We start from the raw sequence: 22927 nt of genomic DNA, 5'->3' as shown, positions 1-22927 counted from the left end.
CTCGGGGCGCCAGGACGTTTGCCCCGCGCGCGACATAAAGACACACGTTTCACTTGAGGTAATGCCATGGAAGAGCAACTCCCCACGACTGAGACCTATAAACCCAAATTACTGCTGGTCGACGATGAGGAGTCGATTCTCAATAGTCTGCGCCGTCTGCTGCGCGGTCAGCCCTACGAGGTACTGCTGGCCACCAGCGGTGCCCAGGCGCTGGAGATCATGGCGCAGCAGCCGATCGATCTGGTGATGAGTGACGCGCGCATGCCCAATATGGACGGCGCCACGCTGCTGGCTCATGTCCATCAGCGTTACCCCGACACTCTCCGGATCATGCTGACGGGTTATGCCGATCCGTCGGCCATTATCAAAGCCATCAATGAAGGGCAGATTCATCGTTACATCAGCAAACCCTGGCACGATGAGGAAATGCTGCTGACCCTTCGACAATCACTTGCCTATCAGCATTCCGAGCGTGAACGCTTGCGTCTGGTGCAGGAGACGTGGGATCAGAACGAGAAATTGAAGCTGCTCAACGCCACCCTGGAAAAACACGTCGCGGCCCGCACCAGCGAGCTGCAGCAGACCGCCGACATGCTGGACCTGGCCTACGAAGAGCTCAAGCGCAGCTATGTCACTGGCACCGAGGTGTTTTCGTTGCTGGCCAACCTGCGCCTGCCGCCCGCCAAACAGACCAACCGGCAGATCATCGAACTGGTGCGGGTGTACTGCAAACTGCATGGCCTGGACGAAGGCAGCAGTCGTGACCTGACCATGGCCGCGGCGCTTTACAACATCGGAAAGTTGAGCTGGACCGACAGCATGATGAGCACGCCCTCGGACCTGCTGCATCACAATGACCGCGAGCGCTATCGGGGTTACCCGAAGCAGAGTGAGTCGTTGCTGATGACGCTCGACCCAATGAAGGATGCCGCTCGGCTGATCCTGCATCACCAGGAGCGTTGGGACGGCAGCGGTTTTCCGGATCGGCTCAAGGGCGAAGCGATTCCGTTCGGTTCGCGGTTGCTGAAACTGGCGGTGGATTTCATCGAGTTGCAGCGCGGGCTGATCCTCGAACGGCAGATGAACAGCGATGAAGCCCTGGTGTACATCCGCCAGTACGCCGGTCGCCTCTACGACCCGGAACTGGTGGAGGATTTCATTCAGGTCTGCGCCACTTATCTGAGCGACGTGACGCTGGCCGATCCGACGGTCAAGGTGCTGACCACCCGGGATCTGGCGGCGGGCATGATCCTGGCGCGCAATCTCAACGCCGACAACGGCATGCTGCTGCTCAATGCCGGCAAGGTGTTGAATGGGCCGCTGGTGGAGAAGTTAATCGCTTTCGAGGCGATGGAAGGTGCCAGGTACAGCATTTTTGTGAAAGTGCCGGAGGAAGTGGAGGGCGCGCTTCTCGAGACGAGCTAAGTGTTCAAGGCTCAACACTGATCCCCTGTGGGAGCCCTGTGGTGAGGGTCTGTGGTGAGGGTCTGTGGCGAGGGTCTGTGGCGAGGGGGCTTGCCCCCGTTGGGCTGCGAAGCAGCCCCAAAATCTCCAATGCACCAAAGATCTTTGTGAGTGCTACGCACTCAAACGGGGGCAAGCCCCCTCGCCACAGAAGCAGTGCTCATGTGATCCTTGCGTCTTTTGCCCAAGGCCAATCCTGATCCATGACGCTTCCATCCGCCGCTTCGCCCCGCCTCATCCGCATCGCCGCTGCCCTGCTGATCGGCCCCGACGGTCGCACCCTGCTGGTGCGCAAGCGCGGCACCCAGGCGTTCATGCAGCCGGGAGGCAAGATCGAGGCCCATGAGCAACCGGTCCATGCCCTCGCCCGGGAGCTGGAAGAGGAACTGGGACTGGTCATCGATCCGGCGCAAGCCGCCTACCTGGGGCAATTCTCGGCACCGGCCGCCAATGAGCCGGGTTTTGTCGTACACGCCGAACTCTTTCAATTGACCATCGACTCACACGTTTCCCCAGCGGCGGAAATCGAAGAAGTGCGCTGGATCGATCCTGCCACCGACGGCGATGTCATGCTGGCGCCATTGACACGGGACCAGATATTGCCGTTTTATCGAGCCTCACTGAACGAAACCGCTTGATCGTCCAAGGACGGAGGATGCCCATGATCCCGCTTCAAGATTTGCTGATTTTCGCCGCGGCGGCGCTGCTGATGGTACTCACGCCCGGGCCAAACATGATCTACCTGATCTCTCGTTCAATTTGCCAGGGGCGCAAGGCCGGAGTGACTTCGTTGCTCGGCGTGGTCGCGGGGTTTTTAGTGCACCTGTTCGCGGCCGCTGCGGGTTTGACCGCGGTGTTCGTGGCAGTGCCGATGGCCTATGAAGTGTTGAAGTGGGCCGGTGCGTTGTACCTGTTGTGGCTGGCCTGGCAGGCGGTCAAGCCCGGTGCGCGTTCGCCGTTCGAGGCGCAGCAGTTGCCAGCGGACTCGTCCCGCAAGCTGATCACCATGGGCTTTCTCACCAGCGCGCTGAACCCGAAAATCGCGGTGTTTTACCTGTCGGTGTTTCCGCAGTTCATTACCCCTGAGCACGGTTCGGTGTTCACCCAGAGCATCATCCTCGGCCTGACCCAGATCAGCGTGAGCTTCAGCGTCAATCTGCTGATCGCGCTGTTTGCCGCGGGCATCGCCTCCTGGTTCGTCAACAACCCGAACTGGCTGGCGATGCAGCGTTACTTCATGGGCTTCGTGCTGTCCGGGCTGGCGGTGCGCTTGATGCTCGAGCAGCGGCGAGTGGCCTGAAATGTGGATTCAACGGCTTGATGCCAGCCATGCCCTGGATTACCGGGCGTTGATGCTTGAAGCCTATGACTTGCATCCCCAGGCGTTCACGTCCAGCGTGCGCGAGCGCGCGGTAATGCCGTTGAGTTGGTGGGAATCGCGCCTGACCGGCAAGCTGGACGTAGTGTTCGGGGCGTTCGAGAAGGGTGAGCTGGCGGGCATCGTCGGGTTGGCCTTCGAGCCGCGGGAGAAGGCCCGGCACAAGGCGACGTTGTTCGGCATGTACGTTTCGGGTGACGTTCGGCAGCGCGGGCTCGGCTATCAACTGGTTCAGGCAGCGTTGGCTGAAGCACAGACCCATCAGGGCCTGAGGCTGATCCAGCTGACCGTTACCGCAGGCAACGAAGCCGCCTTCAAGCTGTATCAGCGATGCGGTTTCGTGCAGTTCGGGCTTGAGCCACTGGCCGTGCGGGTGGGCGAAGACTACTTCGACAAGATCCACATGTGGCGTGAGCTCACCGCTGAATCTTTGGCATAAGGGCTGTTGTGGCGAGGGAGCTTGCTCCCGCTGGGCTGCGAAGCGGCCCCAAAACCCGCAACCGCATGTTTTCAGACACTCCGCGTACACCGGTTTTACGACTGCTTCGCAGCCGAACGGGAGCAAGCTCCCTCGCCACAATTTTGAGTACTACTGAACACCAAGACCTGTCGCTGCTCGTTGCTCCAACCATTTCGGCTGACAGAGCATTAGCGAACGGCACTAACCCCATCCAGCGTCGAAAACGATGTGTCCTTGGCCGTCAGCAAAAAGTCGCGCATGTAGGGTGCATCCAGCATGTCGGCGCGAATGCCGGCGTAGAGCGTTGCGAACAAGCCTTTCTCACCCAGTCGCTTGGCCTTTACATAGCCCCGTGAACTGTATTCATGCAGCGCCCAATGAGGCATGCCGCAGACGCCGCGACCGCTGGCCACCAGTTGCATCATCATCACCGTCAGTTCCGAGGTGCGCACCTGGGCCGGTTCGATGTCGGCCGGTTCCAGGAAGCGGGTGAAGATGTCCAGCCGATCACGCTCCACCGGGTAGGTGATCAAGGTTTCCGTCAGCAGATCTTCGGGCACGATGTACGGCTTGCTCGCCAGGCGATGCTGGTTAGCCACCGCGAGCATGGCTTCGTAGGTGAACAACGGCACGTAAGTGATCCCGACCAGTTCCAGCGGATCGGAGGTCACCACCAGGTCCAGGTCGCCTCGGGCCAGCGCCGGCAGCGGGGCGAAGGAGAAACCCGAGGCCAGGTCCAGCTCGACTTCCGGCCAGGCGTCGCGGAACTGGTCGATGGTCGGCATCAGCCACTGAAAGCAGCTGTGGCACTCGATCGCCATGTGCAAACGCCCCGCCGTGCCGCCAGCCAGCCGCGCAATGTCACGCTCGGCGCCGCGCAGCAACGGCAGAGTGGCGTCGGCCAGTTGCAGCAGGCGCAAGCCGGCACTGGTGAAGCGCACCGGTTTGGTCTTGCGCACGAACAACGGCATGCCCATGCGCTCTTCCAGCTCCTTGAACTGGTGGGACAGTGCCGACTGGGTCAGGTGCAGGCGGTCGGCCGCATCCACCAGGCTGTCGGCTTCGCGCAAGGCGTGCAGGGTTTTCAGGTGACGGATTTCAAGCACCGGGGGCTCCATGAGGAAAACTTGTGATCAACACGAAAAGGTTGAGTTTGTCTCATGTTGGGTGAGCTGTCGACAATAGCACCATGTTTTACAGCATCTTTTATAGAGAGAAATTTCACCATGGCTAAGGCCCACACACTTGGTTTCCCGCGCATCGGCGCCGACCGCGAACTGAAAAAAGCCCTCGAATCCTACTGGAAGGGTGATCTTGACCAGGACGCACTGAAAAGCGTCGGCCGCCAATTGCGCGCCACCCATTGGCAATTGCAGAAAGACGCTGGCATCGACCTGCTACCTGTGGGCGACTTCGCCTGGTACGACCAGGTACTGACTCACTCACTGACCTTCGGCGTGATCCCGGAGCGTTTTGACAGTGCCAAAGATAAACGTGGCCTGCCGACCCTCGATACCCTGTTCGCCATGGCCCGTGGCGCTACCGCAGCCTGCTGCGGCGGTGAACATACCCAGGCGCAATACGCCCAGGAACTGACCAAATGGTTCGACACCAACTACCATTACCTGGTCCCGGAATTCACCACTGATCAACAGTTCAAACTGAGCTGGGAACAGCTGTTCGACGAAGTCGACGAAGCCAAAGCCCTGGGCCACAACGTCAAACCGGTGATCATCGGCCCGTTGACTTACCTGTGGCTGGGCAAGGCCAAAGGCAATGACTTCGACAAGCTCGACCTGCTGGAGCGTCTGCTGCCGATCTACGGCGAAATTCTCGGTCGCCTCGCAGCCCAAGGCGTGGAGTGGGTGCAGATCGACGAACCGATCCTGACCCTCGACCTGCCACAGGCCTGGAAAAACGCCTTCGAACGCGCCTATCACATCCTTCAATATTCGCCGCTGAAAAAACTCGTGGCGACTTACTTCAGTGGCCTGGAAGACAACCTCGGCCTGGCTGTCAGCCTGCCAGTGCAAGGCTTGCACATCGACGCGGTGCGCGCGCCGGAGCAACTTGGCCAGGTGCTGGATCGTCTGCCGACTTACAAAATTCTCTCGGTGGGTCTGGTTAACGGCCGCAACGTCTGGCGCTGCGAACTGGAGCAAGTGCTGGCGCAACTGCAGCCAGCCCAGGAGCGTTTTGGCGATAACTTGTGGGTCAGCAGTTCCTGCTCGTTGCTGCACAGCCCGGTGGACCTGGACCGTGAAGACAAACTCGACCCGGAACTGAAAAGCTGGCTGGCGTTTGCCGTGCAGAAGTGCGGTGAAATCGCCGTGCTGCGTGATGCCCTCAACGATCCGCAATCGCCCAAAGTGCAAACCGCCCTGGCTGAAAGCCGCGCCATTGCGGCCAGTCGCGCTCAGTCTCCGCGTATCCACAAAGCGGATGTGCAGGCCCGAATCAATGCCATCGGCGCAGCGGACAGCCAACGCCTCTCACCATTTACCAAACGCATCGCACAACAACAGGCACGGCTGAAACTGCCGGCGTTCCCGACCACCACAATCGGTTCGTTCCCGCAAACCGCTTCGATCCGTCTGGCGCGCCAGGCCTTCAAGCAAGGCAAGCTGTCGGCCAACGATTACACGGATGCCATGCACAGCGAAATCCGCCACGCCGTGCAAATCCAGGAACGCCTGGGCCTGGACGTGCTGGTGCACGGTGAAGCCGAGCGCAACGACATGGTCGAGTACTTTGCCGAACAACTGGACGGCTACTTGTTCACTCGGTTCGGCTGGGTCCAGAGCTATGGCTCGCGCTGCGTTAAACCGGCGATCATCTACGGCGACCTGAGCCGTCCGAAACCGATGACGGTCGACTGGATCACCTACGCCCAGAGCCTCACCGACAAAGTCATGAAAGGCATGCTCACCGGTCCCGTGACCATGCTGATGTGGTCGTTCCCGCGCGAAGACGTCTCGCGCAAAATTCAGGCGCAGCAACTGGCCCTGGCCTTGCGCGATGAAGTGGTGGACCTGGAAAACGCCGGCATCAAGATCGTGCAGATCGACGAAGCCGCGTTCCGTGAAGGGCTGCCACTGCGCCGGGCGCAATGGCAGGAATACCTGGACTGGGCGGTGGAAGCCTTCCGCTTGAGTGCATCGGGCGTGCGTGACGAAACCCAGATTCACACCCACATGTGCTACAGCGAATTCAACGACGTGATCGAGTCCATCGCCGCCATGGACGCCGACGTGATCACCATCGAAACCTCGCGCTCGGACATGGAATTGCTGGAGGCCTTCGAAGCGTTCGACTACCCGAACGACATCGGCCCGGGCGTCTATGACATCCACTCGCCACGGGTGCCGGACACGACCGAGATGGTCAAATTGATGAGCAAAGCGGTGAAGCGCATTCCAGCCGAGCGGTTGTGGGTCAACCCCGATTGTGGTTTGAAAACCCGCGCCTGGCCGGAAACCGAAGCAGCGCTGGTAAACATGGTCGCGGCAGCACGGCAGTTGCGTAGCCAGCTGGCGTGAAGCGCCAGGAAGGAGCGGGGTAATCCCGCTCCTTTTTTTCATCAGAGGTTTTCGAAGTGTGGCAGCGCGGCAGATTGTTTGCCGATATCGGCGTAAGGCAGGTCGGCGTTGTCCGCGTGGGTGAGAAACCGATGTTCCGGTAATTTCAAATGGGCTTTCTCGAATGCGCCGAATGCAGGTGCGGCCTTGTTGTAATGGAAGTGGGCGTACCACAGCACTTTCGCGGGTGTTTGCGTCAAATCCCAGACTTCGTATTCCTGCATATAGTCAATTCGACCATTCGAGCGTCTGCCCAGGTTTTTGATCGGACTGGTTTTACGGATATCTACCACGTGGTGCGTGACGAGGTCGCCGAGCATGCCATCGGTTGGTTTTTTAATCAGCAGCGACTGACGGGTTCGCAGTGCGCGACCGGTGGCAATCAGTTCGGTGGCCTTGTCGCGTAGCTGCTGGACAAGGGCATTGCCTGGGGCAATGTCCTCGATGCCAAGAGCGCGGCGTGTGAGTTCATTTGCCTCACTGACCATCATGTGCTCGAGGTCCACCGGGAGCATGTCTTGATCCGCGTAGGCTTGAACCCTGGCCTGGTAGGTTTCTTGTGATTGCAATCGGTGGCGGGCATCTGCCACTAACGGTTCAAGTTCTCTGCGAATGGAGTGGGATGGCTGTGGCTGTGGGTTCAAGAGGCGGAATTTGCCGTTGCTCCCTTGTTCCCAGATTTCCATGTACCCACTTCGTCCCGTCAGGATGTATTGCCGCTTTTGTGTAGTCGTTTCCCAGCGCTCCACCCCGATCAACAATTGGTCGCCTTCAGTGGTGAACACTTTTTTGTTGCTGCGCCCTGGAATAGTCGGTGCAGGCAAATCAAGCGCCTTGCGCGCTCTCTCGGCCATTTTCGCGATGCCGTCCATCAATGACGGCACGTCATCCAGATGAAAATGCTGAGGATAGCTGGCAGTCCAGGCATTCATATCCCGACGAAATTGACTGTAGTACTCGATGCACTCTTGAAGGATCTGGTTACGCTGAGCCTTGGTAACATTGACTTCCGGCAGACTGAATTGGGTGAACAGGGCGCGGTCGACTTGGGCTCTTTTCACTTGCGCCTGGCTTTGGAGCCAGAACCAGGACACATCGTTGGCGGTGTCATAGCGTGTCACCATTTCCAGCAAGTTACCGGTTCTCAAGTAAAGGAGATTTGTCTCGCTGAGACGCCCGTTCAGCATTGTGATTTCCTGGGTCAGTTGGGCTTTGTGTGCCTTGACGGTAATTTTCTCGTACCAATAGTTAAGGTCCCGCATTTGGGCCTTGATGGTGTCGAGTTCTTTAATCGTTTCCAGCCGCAGCTTCCGGATATCCCCCAGCACCCGCAGCCGGTCGGAGAGCGCTGTAGCGGGCAATGTGTCCAGACTCTCTATCAGCGCATCGATACTGTTCAGCAGGGGATCGGTTCGATGATTGGCAAAGAACAATTGTTGCTTGTACCTGTCGGTCAGTAACGCCGCGTCATCGCTTTGCATTTGCACAAGCGCGCGCTTTTTGTTGCCGTGGCTGAGTGGAAGCAGATCTGCCAGCGTCTGGTAGTGCTGTTTGGCTAACTCGATATCGGCGATGCAGGCTGTCTCCGCTTCGTGCATCAGCGCCTTGGGACGCTCTGGATTGGCGTTGTAGGCATGCAGGGCGGCTTTGGTGCGCTTTACCTGGGTATCGAATTGCAAGGCGAGTCTGTCGGCCTCTACGGTCAATGCATGATGGCGACGATAAGCGTGGTCGCTCCACCAGCGAGGCAACCGTTCGCGCACAGCCTGAGGCCATACCGGATCAAGCGTATCCGCCAGGTGCCCGAGCATGTTGCCGCCACCGAGCCCCCCGCCTTCGAACGTAACGCCATAAACGCCGAAATAAGTATCCCAGTGGCCTGCTTCATCGAGCGCGATGGGTTGTTTGTAGGTTTTTTGGCTATTGCCGCTCAAGCGCCAGTTGCGTGAATCCTTGCTGCGCTCGACCTGGAAAATCCGTCCCTGGCGCACGATAAAATCACCCTCGGCATGGCGGTAGATATTGCGATAGGTCCCCTGGGTTGCCGGCTGCAGTCCCGACAGGGAAATTGCCTGCTCATACTCGTAACCGGCGAAGCGTTCGGCCACATGCCGGGCCTGACGCATCGAGGGCACCTGTATCGCGGCCGCCGTTGTGCCCAACTTATGCAGCTGGCGCGCGCGCGTGACGGAGCTGGCTGTCCGGGAAAGCGCCGAGGCTGCAACTTCACCGGGGAGCAGATCCATGGCCGCGTCGATCAGCGACAACAGCACCGATTCGACCTCCGCCAGGCCGTCACCCACGTCTGCGCGTAAAAAGGCTGCCACCGCCTGGTTCGCGGCGATCCAGGCATCGTAGAGTGCGATAGCGGTCCCGACGAAAGGCACCAGTCCAAAAGCCATTTTTATGTAGTTGAAGGCGCGCGGGCCTTTCAGTGCGTAACGCTCCATGTACAGCGCGTCGTTGGCGCGGGAGGTGCCGCGATGAGTTTCGATCAGGCGACCCATATGAGCATTGACCAGGTGGGCGGCCAACGAGGTGGTCGCGGGCCAACGCAAGCCGACTCCGATCAAGGCGTCGAAATGTTTAAGCATGCTCTGCTTGATGCGGATTTCGTGGGCTCGTACGTCGCCCTGTAAGGCCCGGCCAGCCAGGTAGCCGACCCATTTGTCATGCAGACACAGGTTGAACAGGGCTTTGCGAGCGGTTTCCAGGCTGTCGTAACGGCGCAGGAATTGGCCATCGGGGCTGTCGGGCAGGTATAGCAAAGTGACCCCGCTGACCTGTTCCTCGATGAAGTTCACGCCAGACAAAGTCACGGGGCCTTCATTGGGTGTGTCCTTGCCACCCACGCTCAAGTAGGCCGGCAGCAATACAATGCGCTTGCCATCGGTGCGCCAGGCTTCGGGGTTGTCGGCGTCGATGGCGATGTGCAGGACTTGCAAGTCGTTTTGGTCGATCTGCTTTTGCAGGCGGGCGGTCTCACCCTGCAATTTGAGCATCAGCGCCCAGGGCTCGATCAGGCTCTCGCGGCGATGCTCTTTGCTGAAGACGGACTCGGTGGCCGCCCCCGTGAACGCGTCGCGGATCAGCGTTTCGTATGCCTTGGGCAGGTCGAGCTCCGGCAGGACCCTCATCAGATAATCACGGGTGATGCCGCTTTTCAGGGCCTGGGCTTCTGTCTTATTCGCCGCAGTAACCTCCACCTGCATGAAGCTCAATCGCAGGGAAAGGGGTTCCAGGTTCATCGACGGTGTGTTGTCTATATTGTGTTGGGCCAGGTCCTCGAGAGACATCCTGCTACGCGTCACACTTGGAATCAGCACGAGTTTTTGCGGGGTTCCTGGCGCTCCGGGAGCGGGATCGAGATGCTTTGCCCATTTCACCGAATCGGGCAAGTCGAGCTTCACGTCGAAACGGCCCTTGATCGCGAAATCCTTGCGCAGACGGGCGTGCAAGTGTTTGCGGGTGAAGTCGTCACGGGGTTCCAGGGCGACTGTTATCAGTTCGTGGCTACGTTGCATCGCCGTGATGTACGCCTCGATCAGTCGCTTGAGCCTGGTACGGTCAGCCTCGGTCAGTGCACTGAGCCAATTTGGCAGGTTGGAGGCGAGGATATTGCTGAGGTCTTGCTCTTGCAGGTGGGCGAAAGCAAGGTTCCTGGCAGCATGTACCGGAACCTGCAACGTGGCGCGGGTGTGTTTGCGCAAGATTTCCAGTTGTTCGGCACGCTGCGCGGCCTTGGCCGGCTCGGCGTGACGCTGGCGCAGCGCGCCGGCCTGTTCTTCGAAGTCGCTGGTCAATTGATTCAGCCCGTACGTCAGCGCGTCGCCAGGAATTTTATTCAGATGCAACGTCAGTGCATTGTCCTGCTGATGAATCTGCAATACCTGGCGTTCAAGCTCACGACGGTTGGCGAATCGTTGCAGACCACCGCCGGTGCCAGACCAGTAGAGCAGCACGCTGTGCGGCGAATTGGCATCGGCCAGCGCATCCGCTCGGGTGACGATAAATGCGCCGTTGAGTTCCTGGGCGGTGACCGTGGTTTTGTCACCGCTCTGTTCGGTCATCGATAGGGTCAGGCTGGCCGCGACGGGGTCCGGACCTGGATGATCGGGAGTGTCCAGCAAGGCCTTGAGCAGGCTGCACTCCTCGTCACTGAGTTGTTTAAGCGCCAGTTGGAGCCTGGCTTCTGCGTGCAGACCGGCCTTATGGGCGCTGTGCAGGGCGGTGAACGCCTGCTGGAACGTGACCACATCCAGTGGGCGCGATCGATAAAGCAACGCAGAGGCGGCCTTGTCTGCGGCTTCTTCGGCGGTTTCCAACGCTTTGAGCGAGTCCTTGAACGGTTGCAGGCCCTGGCCATCTCCTACCTCTGCCACCAATATTTCGAGCGCATCGCGCTGCTTGTTCAGCGCGGCCCGGCGCAGTGACAAGGGGATATCCGCATATAGGCTGCCAAACAGTGGCTGTTCACTGGCCACCGTGTCGCCATCGGCGGTTTCCAGCTTGGGGGGTGAGGCGAGAATGGCAGTCTTGCCGCGCTCTTGGTCAACCTGGTCAGCCAGGGCGAGGGATTGCGCACCGTGCTCCGCCAACCCGGGCTTGTCGAGGGTTGCGTGGCGTAACGCGCTGACGTGAGCCGGCTGGCAGGCCGCAAACAGGTCGCTTGCGCCCACGCCCATGGGGTCGGTTTTGGCGGTGTATTCAAAGCGAACGTTATCGGTAGGCAAGCCGGTCGGGATGAGTGCCTGTCGGAGCAGCCATGCCTCCATGTCGCTGCGTTGACTGAAAAGTTGAATGGCGACGGGCCGGCAAGGCAGATACAGCCATTGACTGCCGCTGGCCGCCTCGCCTGTGGTGATGACCCATGCGCCTGGGAGTTCGACTCTGCCGAGGTTACTCAATACCAGGGCCAATTGCTCGGCATGGACAGGCTGGCTGTCCAGCGTCAGAGCACCGAGGGGCGGATCAATGATCAACAACAGGGGTTTGAGCTGTTCCGCCGTCAGGGCTCTCTGGGCGAATGCCAGTTGGATGCTCGCTTCGAAATGATGACGGTAAAGCTGTATTGCCCGTTGTTTACGCGATACCGCAGTGCCGGGGGCGCGCGTGTCCCAGTAGGTTGCCCAACGCTCGCGGTGCGACTGTTCAGGGTTGAGTGTCTTGAGTCGTTCGAGCATTTGCAGTGGCGTCAGGTTCGACAGGGGATGAGTCTGATTCAGACCGGTCACTCGACAGCGCTCATCGAGCGTCGTCTCCAGTGTCGGGTGTTGCAGGACGAAGGCGCAGGCATCGGTGAAGCTGACAAACCGTTCCGGATGCTCCTGTGTGGCGACGAAGAGCAAGCCAGCTTGTTGCCCGGCCAGATCGAGTTTTTGTTTCAACAGTTGAGTGAGCGTGTCACGCATTCCCGGACTGGCGGCAAGAAGCTCGCGCAAGCCCTCGCTGCTTTCGCGCCAGCGTGCCGAAGCATGCAGAAACAGGCTTTCGTCGTAGAGAGGCGGCAGCGCGGATGGGGTAGGGATGAGGATCAGCGCCGGGTTGGGGAGGTCGAAAAGAAGTCTATCGGTCATATCAACAGGGCTCGGTGCGAGGAGCGGCGGTTCCACTCCATTTGCGAGCCATTTAAGGAAAGTTCTCGGGGACGGTGGCGGTAAATAGTTATCGCGTCAGAGGAGAATGTGATCGAACGCACCTCGTGCAATCGTAATGCTGTTCATTTAGGCGCGCTCTTGGATCGTGCGTACTTTTGTGGCAAGCGAGCTTGCTCGCGCTGGGCTGCGTAGCGGCCCCAAAATCCGATAACAATCACCGATTTTTGTGAGTGCTACGCACTCAAGCGGGAGCAAGCTCCCTCGCCACAGGTTTCTCTGATTCAAGACTCTCTTAAGTGAACAGCATTCCTCGTGCAATCGGGCTGTCACGATGACCGCTCGGCAATCTTCATCAAACTGTCACGTAACTGTGGCAGCGCGCTTGAACAAACTTCATCAGACTCGCGCTCTACTGGAGTTCTGCGTTTCGGTGTTTTTCATGCGTGCTTTATTGTTATCGGCGGCCACTTTTCTGGCCGCTTTATTGTTCAGCTTGCCGTCCCTGGCGGCTTCGCGGTGCGATGTCAATGTTCCGACCGAGCGGGTCGATCTGGAGCAGGTGAGCCTGGCCTACCAGAGCATTGGCCGTGCCTCGGACCCTGCATTGTTGTTGGTGATGGGGCTGGGCGGGCAGTTGATTCACTGGCCGGACGAGGTGGTGGTTGCGCTGTGTCAGCAGGGGTTTCGGGTAATCCGCTATGACAATCGCGATGTGGGCCTCTCGACTTGGCGGCAGGCGCCTGTCGACGCCAACCTGACGTTCGAAGTGCTGCGCTACAAACTCGGTTTGCCGGTATCGGCGCCGTACACCCTGACCGACATGGCTGACGATGCGTTTGGGTTGATGGATGCCTTGCACGTCGAGCAATTTCACGTGCTGGGTGCCAGCATGGGCGGGATGATCGCCCAGCATATGGCGGCCATGGCACCGCAGCGTGTCGAGAGCCTGACCTTGCTGATGACCAGCTCGGGGGCCGAAGGTTTGCCGGCGCCGAGTGCGGCGCTGGTGCAGTTACTCGCGCGACGTGGTGCGCCGAATCGTGAAGTGGCGCTGGAGCAACAGGCCGACTTGCTGGCGGCACTGGGCAGCCCGGCGGTGAGCGATGACCGGCAGGCGTTGCTGCAGCAGGCGGCGCAGTCTTATGACCGGGCGTTCAACCCGGAGGGCGTGAAGCGCCAGATCATGGCGATCCTCGCTGAACGGAGCCGTGTGGCGCTGCTTAACCAACTGCGGGTGCCGACGCTGGTGGTTCACGGCACCGCCGATCCGTTGTTGCCGGTGATGCACGGCGTACACCTGGCGGCGCACATTCGCGGCAGTCAGTTGAAGCTGATCCCGGGGCTGGCCCATCGTTTTCAAGAGGCGTTCAAGGCGCCGTTACTGGCGGCGGTGTTGCCGTATTTGCAGGCCCACCGCGAAGACACCTCACACTGGGCACAAATCGATCCAGTGGCCGAACACAATCTTCTGTAACACCCAAATCCAAACTGTAAGAGCGGGCTCTTGTGGCGAGGGGGCTTGCCCCCGTTGGGCTGCGAAGCAGTCCCATGACCGGTCAGCGCGGATCTCCTGAAAAACCGCGCAAGCCGATTTACGACTGCTGCGCAGCCGAACGGGGGCAAGCCCCCTCGCCACAAAAACGGAGGCTGGTTTACGTTGGAACGAAGTTATCCAGCATCCGGTTCACCGCCAGTTCACCCAGCATGACCGAGTTCTGGATGCCGAGCACGGTGTTGCGTTGCGGGCCGTTCAGCTGCCCCGCGAAATCACTCAGCATCACGCTCGCCGCCGCCAGCGATTCGCAGGCGTTGACCAGCAGGGTTTCGTTGTTGGCGTCGGGGGCGATGAGGTAAAGGGTGCTGGGTTTGCGTGGGGTGTCTTTGGGAATGACCGGTTTGAGGTAGTAATCGAGGGCGCGGTCGGCGGCTTCGTTGAGCTTTTTGGAGCCTGGGGTTTCGTATGGGGAAACGTCGTCGGTTTCCGGTGGATTCGGAGTTATTTTGAACATCTGGAGTTAGTCCTAATAGTAGAGCCGCAACCTGTCTCGCTACTAAACGGAAGGGTGGCAGCTGTGCGCAAGTTAGTAGACCGGCAAACTCCCAAATCCGGCGCGCCCGAGGGCGCCATGCGCACAGCTACCATCAAGTGCAGGCGAGTGCCTGACTGAAAGACGCATGTGCACCAATTTGGGAAAAGCCGGGCTACTAAACCCGATCACTGGGAATCAGTGACAGGAACCAAGTTACCGACGGGCCTCCAGACGCACAAGCCGGCGGATTCTGACGTGGTTGTAGGCGACGGCGCAAGGCGCTGTAGCTTTCAGGAAGTAACGCTAAACAGAACTAAACACCATCCCCAAAACACCCGAAATCCCCCTGTGGGAGCGAGCCTGCTCGCGAAAGCGGTGCATCAGCCAATGCAGATATCAACTGACATGACGCCTTCGCGAGCAGGCTCGCTCCCACAAGGGGAATAGTGGAACGGCTGCCACACGGGCTCAGCCTGCGGGTGTATCGTTCGAACTTTCCGGCGCGATTCAAGCCTGCGAGGTAAATGATGAGTACCCCCCTGAAAATCGATTTCGTCAGCGACGTGTCCTGCCCCTGGTGCGTCGTCGGTCTGTATAGCCTGACCCGTGCCCTGGATTCGCTCGGCGATGAAGTCCAGGCCGAGATCCGTTTCCAGCCGTTCGAACTGAACCCGAAGATGGGCCCAGAGGGCCAGAACATCACCGAACACATCAGCGAAAAGTACGGCTCGACGCCTGAGCAATCGCAGAAGAACCGCGAAATGATCCGCGCGCGCGGCGCCGAGGTCGGGTTTGCCTTTCGCACGGACGGCAGCAGCCGTATCTACAACACTTTCGATGCTCACCGCTTGCTGCATTGGGCGGGGCTGGAAGGATTGCAGTTCAACCTGAAAGACGCACTGTTCAAGGCGTATTTCACCGAGGGCGGCAATCCTTCCGATCACGGGCAATTGGCGCAGATCGCTGAAAGCGTGGGGCTGAATCGGCAGCGGGCCGAGGCGATTCTGGCGTCCGATGAATTCACCAAAGAGGTTCGCGAAGAAGAACAGTTGTGGCTATCGCGCGGAGTGAGTTCAGTGCCGACGGTGGTGTTTAACGGGCAGTACGCCGTCAGTGGCGGGCAGCCGGTGGAGACGTTTGTCGGTGCGATTCGCCAGATTATGAGTGAGGCCAAGGGTGGAACAGTCAACGGTTGAACTGACGTTACACGCTCGATCGTTCCCACGCTCTGCGTGGGAATGCCTCTAAGGACGCTCCGCGTCCAGTGACGCGGAGCGTCACGGGCTGCATTCCTTTGCTGCGCGTGGGAACGATCAGTTACAGAAGATCGCGGTCAGGCGTGCAAGCGAACCCAAACGCTGACCAGCACCGTCGCCGCCATCAACCACGCCACCGCCGCCACCGCCAATGAAGCCTCCAGCCGCATTCGGTCGACCATCACATACAAGGTCGCCAGGTAGACGAAGTACGGAATGATCGACCACATGCCAAACACGATGGTGGTTTTCAGATCATCCAGCGAGCGCCCCTTGCCGACGATGTAGTGAGCGATCAGCGCAAAGGTCGGAAACAGCGGCACCAGGCCGGCGATGTAATAGTTTTTGGTCTTGGCCAGCATGGCGAGGATCACCACCACCGCCGCGCCCAGGGTTGCTTTGAAAATCAGATCCATCAGTGGCTCAACCCGTATTTCTTCACTTTGTCGAACAGCGTGGTCTTGGCCATCCCCAGTTCCTGGCTGGCCTGGGTCAGGTTGCCGCCGCTGCGCTGCAAGGCGTCGCTGAGCAGGTTGCGTTCGAAGGCTTCCACCGCTTCGGCGAAGGCCAGGCCCTGATTGTTGCCATTGGTGCCGGATTTTTTGAAGGCCGGCAGGCCCAATGCGAAACGCTCGGCGACGTTGCGCAATTCGCGCACGTTGCCTGGCCAGTCGTGGCTCATCAGGTTCGACAGGGTCTGGTTGTCCAGTTCCGGTACCGCGCGGTCGAAGCGCAAGGATGACTGCTGCAGGAAGTGTTCGAACAATTGCAGGATGTCTTCGCGGCGTTCGCGCAGCGGCGGCAGTTCCAGGGTTACCACGTTCAGGCGGTAATACAGGTCGCTGCGAAACTCGCCGGCCTTGCTCGATTGATCCAGATCGGACTTGGTCGCGGCGATCACCCGGCAATCCACCGCCACGCTCTGGTTCGAGCCAAGGCGTTCAAGGGTGCGTTCCTGCAACACCCGCAGCAGTTTGATCTGCAACGGCAGCGGCATGCTTTCTACTTCATCGAGGAACAGCGTGCCGCCGTCGGCGTGCTCGATCTTGCCGATCCGCCGCTTGCCGGCACCGGTGAAGGCGTTGGCCTCGTGACCGAAAATTTCACTTTCGAACAGGTTCTCCGGCAGGCCACCGCAGTTCAGCGCGACGAACTGTTTGGTGTGCCGACGGCTGAAGTCGTGCAGGCAGCGCGCAACCAATTCTTTACCGGTACCGGTCTCGCCTTCGATCAGCACGTTGGCCGAGGTATCGGCGACGTTGGCGATCAGTTCTCGCAGGTTCTGCATGGCCGGCGAGCGCCCGATGATCCGGCCTTCGAGGGAGTCGCGCTCGAACAGCTGTCGACGTAACGACGACACTTCCCGCGCCAGGCTGCGTTGCTCCAGCGCACGGCGGGCGACGTCCACCAGACGTTCCGGGGAGAAGGGTTTCTCCATGAAGTCGTAGGCGCCTTTTTGCATCGCGCCGACGGCCATCGAGATGTCGCCATGGCCGGTAATCAGCACCACCGGCAGGCTGCGATCGCGGGCCTTGAGCCGGGTCAGCAGTTCCAGGCCATCGATGCCCGGCAGGCGGATGTCGCTGATGACGATGCCGGCGAAGTTATCGCCGACCCGCTCCAATGCTTCTTCGGCGCTGCCGACGCCCACGCAGGGAATGTCTTCCAGGGTCAGCGCCTGTTGGCAGCCGAGCAGGACATGGGGGTCGTCTTCGACGATCAGCACACTAAGGTCGTTGTTCATATTGGCTCGGCGGGAGTGGGGCTTACCAACGGTAAACTGAGGACGAAGGTGGTGCCACCGCTGGCCGGGTGCTCGACACCCAGATGCCCGCCAGTGGCGGCGGCCAGGCTGGCGGAAAGCGTCAGGCCGAGGCCCAGGCCTTGTTCGCCGGGTTTGGTGGTGAAGAATGGTTCGAACAGATGCTTGCGCGCTTCGGCATCGATGCCGTGGCCGTTGTCGCGTACCCGCAGACGATACTTGCCATCGAACTCCTCGCCTTCGAGCCACAACGCCGGCAGGGGCTGCGACTGCATGGCGTCGAGCGCGTTGCCGATCAGGTTGACCAGAATCTGCTCCAGACGGGTCTGGTCGATCAGCACCTGCACGTCTTCGAGGTCGCGATGCAGTTGCAGGTGCGCGCTTTCCATCCGGCTGCCCAGCAATTGCAGGGCGGCGTCCACGGCTTTGCCAAAGCTGGCCTGGCCCTTGTCATCACCGCGCCGGGCGAAGGAACGCAGGCTGGCGGTGATCCGGCCCATGCGGTCGATCAGTTCATTGATGGTCTTGAGGTTGGTGCTGGCCACATCCAGCTGACCGCGTTCCAGAAAACGCACGGTATTGCCGGACAAGGTCCGCAAGGCGGCCAGCGGCTGGTTCAATTCGTGGGCGATGCTGGTGGACATCTGGCCGATGGCCGCCAGTTTGCCGGCCTGGACCAGTTCATCCTGGGCGCGGCGCAATGTCTCTTCCGCCTGCCGGCGTTCACGGATCTGGCCCTTGAGTCGTTCGTTGCTGGCGCGCAGGTCGGTGGTGCGTTCGGTAATCCGACGCTCCAGTTGATTGTTGGCTTCCTGCAAGGCTTCCCGCGCCGCGAGGCGGGTGGCGATCACCTTGCGCCGCTCGTTCCAGGCGATCAGCAGAAACGCTACCAGGGCAAACGCCACCGCCACCAGAATCCCCTGATTGATCGCTTCACGCCGCAAATCCTGCAGGGGGGTGAGCAGGGTGAAATTCCATGGGGTGTCGCTCAGCGGCCGGGTTTGCGAGAGGTAGCTGATGTTCTCTTCATCGGACATCAATTCGCTGTTGGCGGGGAAGGTCAGTTTTTCCTCGCCTTCGGCCAGTTTCTCCCGCGCCAGCGGTTGCAGTTCGTTCAGCGGAAACCAGTAGTACTGCAGGCTACGGGCCAGTTTTTCCTTGGTTTCCTCGCTCAATGGCACAACCGATTTAAGCCGCCGCGCCGGATCGCTGGAGAGAATGATGATGCCGTTCTCGTCGCTGACGAAGGCTTCCAGACGCGCACGCTGCCAGCGTTCTTCCATGGCTTCGAGGCGGACCTTGACCACGGCGACGCCGATGATCTTGCCGTGCTCTTCCAGGCCATGCGCCAGGTAATAGCCGGGTTCGCCACTGGTGCTGCCGATGCCATAGAAACGCCCCGGCTGACCGCGCACGGCATTCTGGAAATAGGCGCGGAAGGACAGGTCTTCACCCAGATAACTGTCGACATCGCGCCAGTTGCTGGTGGCCAGTACGCGACCGGTGGTGTCCATCACATAGATGGCCCGACTGCGGCTGCGCCGGTTCAGGCCTTCAAGGTATTCGTTGACCGTCTGCCGGAGTTCCGGAGACGGGTCGGCCAACAGCTTTGAAACACTGGATTCGAGTTCCAGCAGGCTGGGCAGGTAGGTGTACTTGCTGATTTCGCTCTCGACGGCGCGGGCGTGCAGTTCCAACTGACGCTGGCCATTCTCGCTAAGGCTGCGAATTCCGTAGTGTTCACTGACCCAGAAGCCGATGTAACCCAATCCGATCATCAGGGCGATGACCAGTGGCGGCAGGAACAGATGGCGAATCAAACGGGGTTTCACGGCGAGTGATGGCGGCGCGGCGCGATAGAGAGTGGAGTCGCATTTCATCACAGATGCCTTGGGTCAACCACAACACAAATATCCATATCTCCACTGGCCGCCTGTGGGAGCGGACTTGTGTGGCGAGGGGGCTTGCCTGTGGCGAGGGGGCTTGCCCCCGTTGGGTCGCGAAGCGGCCCCGGTATTTCGAAGTCAAACCGCATGCAACGGGTTTACGACTGCTTCGCAGCCGAACGGGGGCAAGCCCCCTCGCCACAGGCAAACCCCCTCACCACAGAGCCAGCTCCCACAGGGGGAGCAGCGTCCGATGTTTAGTGCTGCAGAATCTTCTCGAGGAAATGCTGCGCGCGGTCGGAGCGGGCGGTGATGTCGCCGAAGAACTCTTCTTTCTTGCAGTCTTCGATGATCTTGCCCTGGTCCATGAATATCACCCGGTCGGCCACTTTGCGCGCAAAGCCCATTTCATGGGTCACGCACATCATGGTCATGCCTTCGTGGGCCAGTTGCACCATCACGTCGAGTACTTCGTTGACCATTTCCGGGTCCAGCGCCGAGGTCGGTTCGTCGAACAGCATGACGATCGGGTCCATCGCCAGCGCACGGGCAATCGCCACACGCTGTTGCTGACCACCGGAGAGTTGGCCCGGGTGCTTTTTGGCGTGGGCGGAGAGGCCGACGCGTTCGAGCAGTTGCAGGGCTTTCTTGGATGCCTCTTCCTTGCTGCGACCCAACACCTTGACCTGTGCGATGGTCAGGTTGTCCATGATGCTCAGGTGCGGGAACAGTTCGAAATGCTGGAACACCATGCCAACGCGCGAACGCAGTTTCGGCAGGTTGGTCTTCGGGTCGGCGATGGATGTGCCATCGACGATCACGTCGCCTTTCTGGAACGGTTCCAGGGCGTTGACGCATTTGATCAGGGTGGATTTACCGGAGCCGGACGGCCCGCACACCACAATCACTTCGCCTTTTTTGACCTCGGTGCTGCAGTCAGTCAGTACCTGGAAGTCGCCATACCACTTGTTGACATTCTTGATAGAGATCATACGGCAAACCTTTTTTGCAGACGCTTGACCAGCAGCGAGGCGGCAAAGCTGATTGTGAAGTACGTGAGACCTGCGAAGATCAGGAACTCATTGGAGCGACCGATGATGTCGCCACTGGCACGGGAGGCATTGAGGAAATCCACCAGACCCACCGCATACACCAGCGAGGTGTCCTGGAACAGAATGATGCTCTGTTGCAGCAACAACGGGGTCATCTTGCGAAACGCTTGCGGCAGGATGATCAGTCGCATCATCTGGCCGTATTCCATACCCAACGCCTGGGCAGCGCCCATCTGACCCTTGGGGATCGACTGCACGCCAGCCCGGACGATTTCGCAGAAATACGCGGCTTCGAACATCATGAAGGCCACGATGCACGAGGCGAACGCGCCGATCGGGGTGTCTTCGCCGGTAATCCAGCGTAATACAAACGGCACCGCCAGGTAGAACCAGGTGATGACCAGCAGCAACGGGATCGAGCGGAAGTAGTTAACGTAGGCGCCGGCGATGTTCGACAGCAGTTTGTTGTGGGACAAGCGCATCAGCGCCAGGATCGTGCCGAGGATGATCCCGCCGATCACGCCCAAGGCCATCAGCTTGAGGGTCATGACCATGCCGTTCCACAAACCCGGAAGGGACGGAATGATGCCCGAGAAGTCGAATTCCATCATTTACCCCCTACGGAAATCAGGCCCGGTACGGCGACTTTCTTCTCGACCGAACGCATCAGCAGCATCAGGCTCATGTTCAGCGTGAAGTAGATCAGCGTGGCCAGGGTGAAGGCTTCGAACAGGTTGGCGGAGAACTCGGCGGTCTGTTTGGTCTGCGCGAGCAGCTCCATCAGGCCAATCAGCGACGCGACGGAGGAGTTCTTGAATACGTTCAAAAATTCCGAGGTAAGCGGCGGAATGATGATGCGGTAAGCCTGGGGCAGCAGCACGTTCCAGTAGATCTGCGGCAGCTTGAAACCCATGGCGCGAGCGGCGGCTTCCTGGCCGCGGGGCAGCGCCTGGATACCGGTGCGCACTTGTTCGCAAACGCGAGCGGTGGTGAACAGACCCAGGCACACGACGACGCTGAGGAAGGCCGAAGTGGTGGGGTTGAGATCCTGCTTGTACCACTCCTGGATATCCGCAGGCAGCAGGTCGGGCACCAGGAAGTACCAGATGAACAGCTGAACCAGCAGCGGCACGTTACGGAAGATTTCGACGTAGCAGGTCGCGATGCCCGATACGATGCGATTCGGTACCGTGCGCATGACGCCCAGAATCGAGCCCAGCAGCAGCGCGATGATCCAGGCTGCGACGGCAATGGCGATGGTCCAGCCCAAACCGGAGAGGTACCAGTCGAAATAAATCTCGCTGCCCACGCCGGTGGACTTGAAGAACACGCCCCAGTCCCAGTTGTAATTCATTAGGGTCTCCCCTCGGATTCGTTCGATTTACAAATGCCCGCCTGGGGACTCCGTTCCCGCCCGACTCTAATGGTCAGGCACACACGAGCGGCTCGACAGCCACCGGTTCGAGTGTTTCCAGAAATGCCAGCAGGGAGTGACAACCCCTGAAAGGGCAAAGGCTCTCTCAGGGGATAAGGTTAGTCAGAAATCAGGATTTCTTTTCGTCAGCCGCTTTGTCGGTCGGATTGGCGATCAGGGCCTTGAGCTCTTCGCTCATCGGGAACATCAGGTTCAGGCCTTTTGGCGGAATTGGCTGCATGAACCATTTTTCGTAGATCTTGTTGATCTCGCCGGATTTGTAGGTCGCGATGATGGCGTCGTCGACAGCTTTCTTGAACGGCGCGTCGCCTTTGCGAACCATGCAACCGTAAATCTCATTGGACTGCGCAGTCCCGGTCACGGCCCAGTCGGTCGGCTTCTTGGCCTTGGCCATTTCACCGGCCAGCAAGGCGTCGTCCATCATGAAAGCCACGGCACGGCCGGTTTCCAGCATCTGGAAGGACTCGCCATGGTCTTTGGCGGAGATCACGTTCATGCCCATCTGCTTGTCGGCGTTCATCGACTTGAGGATGCGCTCGGACGTGGTGCCGGCGGTGGTCACGACGTTCTTGCCTTTGAGGTCGGCGAAGTCTTTGTATGGGGAATCTTTCTTGGCCAGCAGCTTGGTGCCGATTTCGAAGATGCCGACGGAGAAGTCAACTTGCTGCTGACGTTCGACGTTGTTGGTGGTGGAGCCGCACTCGACGTCCACGGTGCCGTTCTGCACCAGCGGGATACGGGTTTGCGAGGTCACCAGGTTGTATTTGACCTGGAGGTTGGGCATGTCCAGGTCTTTCTTGATGGCTTCAACGATTTTCAGCTGGATATCGTGGGAGTAGCCAACCGGTTTGCCGGAAGCGTCCGCGATATAGGAAAACGGAATGGAAGCGTCACGATGCCCGAGGGTGATGGTGCCGGACTCTTTGATCTTCTTCAGTGTGCCGGTGAGTTCGGCGGCGAAAACTGGAGTGCTAATCAGAGCGGCAGCAATGGCTGCGCCCAGGAGATGGGGAACGATGCGCATCAAAT

The 22927-nt window shown here is 59.6% G+C and carries 17 protein-coding genes; 7 read left to right on the top strand and 10 right to left on the bottom strand.

Going from position 1 to position 22927, the window contains the following annotated elements; genetic code table 11:
• Positions 1-66 precede the first annotated feature (66 nt).
• From nosR to ACZ9IM_RS16370, 4 genes are all read left to right on the top strand, one after another.
• Positions 67-1425, top strand: a complete 1359-nt coding sequence (gene nosR / locus ACZ9IM_RS16385; RefSeq protein ID WP_427622986.1) for a response regulator c-di-GMP phosphodiesterase, NosR family — start codon at positions 67-69, stop codon at positions 1423-1425.
• Between the two features lie 242 nt (positions 1426-1667).
• On the top strand, positions 1668-2102 hold the full coding sequence (locus ACZ9IM_RS16380) for an NUDIX hydrolase (protein ID WP_476224472.1): 435 nt from the start codon (positions 1668-1670) through the stop codon (positions 2100-2102).
• 23 nt (positions 2103-2125) lie between these two features.
• Positions 2126-2764, top strand: coding sequence for a LysE family translocator (locus ACZ9IM_RS16375; protein ID WP_008072313.1), 639 nt, complete (start codon positions 2126-2128; stop codon positions 2762-2764).
• Position 2765: 1 nt separating this feature from the next.
• Complete coding sequence (locus ACZ9IM_RS16370; protein ID WP_427622984.1) at positions 2766-3281, top strand: GNAT family N-acetyltransferase; 516 nt, start codon at positions 2766-2768, stop codon at positions 3279-3281.
• A gap of 209 nt (positions 3282-3490) precedes the next feature.
• Here the strand turns inward: ACZ9IM_RS16370 and metR are convergent, their stop codons facing one another.
• A complete protein-coding gene (metR, locus tag ACZ9IM_RS16365; RefSeq protein WP_007898547.1) occupies positions 3491-4408 on the bottom strand; it encodes a transcriptional regulator MetR in 918 nt (305 codons plus the stop codon).
• Positions 4409-4528: 120 nt separating this feature from the next.
• Between metR and metE the strand changes: the two genes are divergently transcribed.
• Entirely contained in the window at positions 4529-6841 is a 2313-nt protein-coding gene (gene metE / locus ACZ9IM_RS16360) for a 5-methyltetrahydropteroyltriglutamate--homocysteine S-methyltransferase (RefSeq protein ID WP_476224471.1), read from the top strand.
• Between the two features lie 41 nt (positions 6842-6882).
• Here the strand turns inward: metE and ACZ9IM_RS16355 are convergent, their stop codons facing one another.
• Positions 6883-12456: a dermonecrotic toxin domain-containing protein gene (locus tag ACZ9IM_RS16355; RefSeq protein ID WP_476224470.1), complete on the bottom strand. Its 5574-nt coding sequence runs from the start codon at positions 12454-12456 to the stop codon at positions 6883-6885.
• Positions 12457-12916: 460 nt separating this feature from the next.
• Here ACZ9IM_RS16355 and ACZ9IM_RS16350 point away from each other — a divergent pair, with 460 nt between their 5' ends.
• A complete protein-coding gene (locus tag ACZ9IM_RS16350) occupies positions 12917-13951 on the top strand; it encodes an alpha/beta fold hydrolase (protein ID WP_008072317.1) in 1035 nt (344 codons plus the stop codon).
• A 178-nt stretch (positions 13952-14129) separates the two neighbouring features.
• Here the strand turns inward: ACZ9IM_RS16350 and ACZ9IM_RS16345 are convergent, their stop codons facing one another.
• Positions 14130-14486 carry a DUF6124 family protein gene (locus ACZ9IM_RS16345; RefSeq protein WP_008072318.1) on the bottom strand — a complete coding sequence of 119 codons (357 nt, stop codon included), beginning with the start codon at positions 14484-14486 and terminating at the stop codon, positions 14130-14132.
• Positions 14487-15034: 548 nt separating this feature from the next.
• On the opposite strand from ACZ9IM_RS16345, the gene ACZ9IM_RS16340 reads away from it, so the two are divergent.
• On the top strand, positions 15035-15703 hold the full coding sequence (locus ACZ9IM_RS16340) for a DsbA family oxidoreductase (RefSeq protein ID WP_476224469.1): 669 nt from the start codon (positions 15035-15037) through the stop codon (positions 15701-15703).
• Between the two features lie 137 nt (positions 15704-15840).
• Here the strand turns inward: ACZ9IM_RS16340 and ACZ9IM_RS16335 are convergent, their stop codons facing one another.
• The 7 genes from ACZ9IM_RS16335 to ACZ9IM_RS16305 all read right to left on the bottom strand — a co-directional run bounded on the left by ACZ9IM_RS16335 (position 15841) and on the right by ACZ9IM_RS16305 (position 22922).
• Positions 15841-16170, bottom strand: coding sequence for a GlpM family protein (locus ACZ9IM_RS16335; RefSeq protein ID WP_185047110.1), 330 nt, complete (start codon positions 16168-16170; stop codon positions 15841-15843).
• 8 nt (positions 16171-16178) lie between these two features.
• A complete protein-coding gene (gene aauR, locus ACZ9IM_RS16330) occupies positions 16179-17507 on the bottom strand; it encodes a two-component response regulator AauR (protein WP_429545719.1) in 1329 nt (442 codons plus the stop codon).
• Positions 17504-19405: a two-component sensor histidine kinase AauS gene (aauS, locus tag ACZ9IM_RS16325; protein WP_476224468.1), complete on the bottom strand. Its 1902-nt coding sequence runs from the start codon at positions 19403-19405 to the stop codon at positions 17504-17506. The genes aauR and aauS overlap by 4 nt, the downstream gene beginning before the upstream one ends.
• 263 nt (positions 19406-19668) lie before the next feature.
• Entirely contained in the window at positions 19669-20403 is a 735-nt protein-coding gene (locus tag ACZ9IM_RS16320) for an amino acid ABC transporter ATP-binding protein (RefSeq protein ID WP_008069475.1), read from the bottom strand.
• On the bottom strand, positions 20400-21071 hold the full coding sequence (locus ACZ9IM_RS16315) for an amino acid ABC transporter permease (RefSeq protein ID WP_427622977.1): 672 nt from the start codon (positions 21069-21071) through the stop codon (positions 20400-20402). Before ACZ9IM_RS16315 ends, ACZ9IM_RS16320 begins: the two co-directional genes overlap by 4 nt.
• A complete protein-coding gene (locus ACZ9IM_RS16310; protein ID WP_427622976.1) occupies positions 21071-21817 on the bottom strand; it encodes an amino acid ABC transporter permease in 747 nt (248 codons plus the stop codon). Before ACZ9IM_RS16310 ends, ACZ9IM_RS16315 begins: the two co-directional genes overlap by 1 nt.
• Positions 21818-22007: 190 nt before the next feature.
• Entirely contained in the window at positions 22008-22922 is a 915-nt protein-coding gene (locus ACZ9IM_RS16305; protein WP_123500663.1) for a glutamate/aspartate ABC transporter substrate-binding protein, read from the bottom strand.
• Positions 22923-22927 lie beyond the last annotated feature (5 nt).

This window comes from Pseudomonas sp. TE12508 (assembly GCF_056279485.1).
The sequence above is the reverse complement of the archived record's forward strand: the minus strand, read 5'-3'. Positions and strand labels throughout refer to the sequence as shown.

Coding starts and splice junctions, on each gene's coding strand:
- ACZ9IM_RS16350 (WP_008072317.1), top strand. CDS start 12,917: ATGCGTGCTTTATTGTTATCGGCGGCCACTTTTCTGGCCGCTTTATTG.
- ACZ9IM_RS16310 (WP_427622976.1), bottom strand. CDS start 21,817: ATGAATTACAACTGGGACTGGGGCGTGTTCTTCAAGTCCACCGGCGTG.
- ACZ9IM_RS16320 (WP_008069475.1), bottom strand. CDS start 20,403: ATGATCTCTATCAAGAATGTCAACAAGTGGTATGGCGACTTCCAGGTA.
- ACZ9IM_RS16380 (WP_476224472.1), top strand. CDS start 1,668: ATGACGCTTCCATCCGCCGCTTCGCCCCGCCTCATCCGCATCGCCGCT.
- ACZ9IM_RS16340 (WP_476224469.1), top strand. CDS start 15,035: ATGAGTACCCCCCTGAAAATCGATTTCGTCAGCGACGTGTCCTGCCCC.
- ACZ9IM_RS16355 (WP_476224470.1), bottom strand. CDS start 12,456: ATGACCGATAGACTTCTTTTCGACCTCCCCAACCCGGCGCTGATCCTC.
- nosR (WP_427622986.1), top strand. CDS start 67: ATGGAAGAGCAACTCCCCACGACTGAGACCTATAAACCCAAATTACTG.
- aauS (WP_476224468.1), bottom strand. CDS start 19,405: ATGAAATGCGACTCCACTCTCTATCGCGCCGCGCCGCCATCACTCGCC.
- ACZ9IM_RS16305 (WP_123500663.1), bottom strand. CDS start 22,922: ATGCGCATCGTTCCCCATCTCCTGGGCGCAGCCATTGCTGCCGCTCTG.
- metE (WP_476224471.1), top strand. CDS start 4,529: ATGGCTAAGGCCCACACACTTGGTTTCCCGCGCATCGGCGCCGACCGC.
- ACZ9IM_RS16345 (WP_008072318.1), bottom strand. CDS start 14,486: ATGTTCAAAATAACTCCGAATCCACCGGAAACCGACGACGTTTCCCCA.
- ACZ9IM_RS16375 (WP_008072313.1), top strand. CDS start 2,126: ATGATCCCGCTTCAAGATTTGCTGATTTTCGCCGCGGCGGCGCTGCTG.
- aauR (WP_429545719.1), bottom strand. CDS start 17,507: ATGAACAACGACCTTAGTGTGCTGATCGTCGAAGACGACCCCCATGTC.
- ACZ9IM_RS16315 (WP_427622977.1), bottom strand. CDS start 21,071: ATGGAATTCGACTTCTCGGGCATCATTCCGTCCCTTCCGGGTTTGTGG.
- ACZ9IM_RS16370 (WP_427622984.1), top strand. CDS start 2,766: ATGTGGATTCAACGGCTTGATGCCAGCCATGCCCTGGATTACCGGGCG.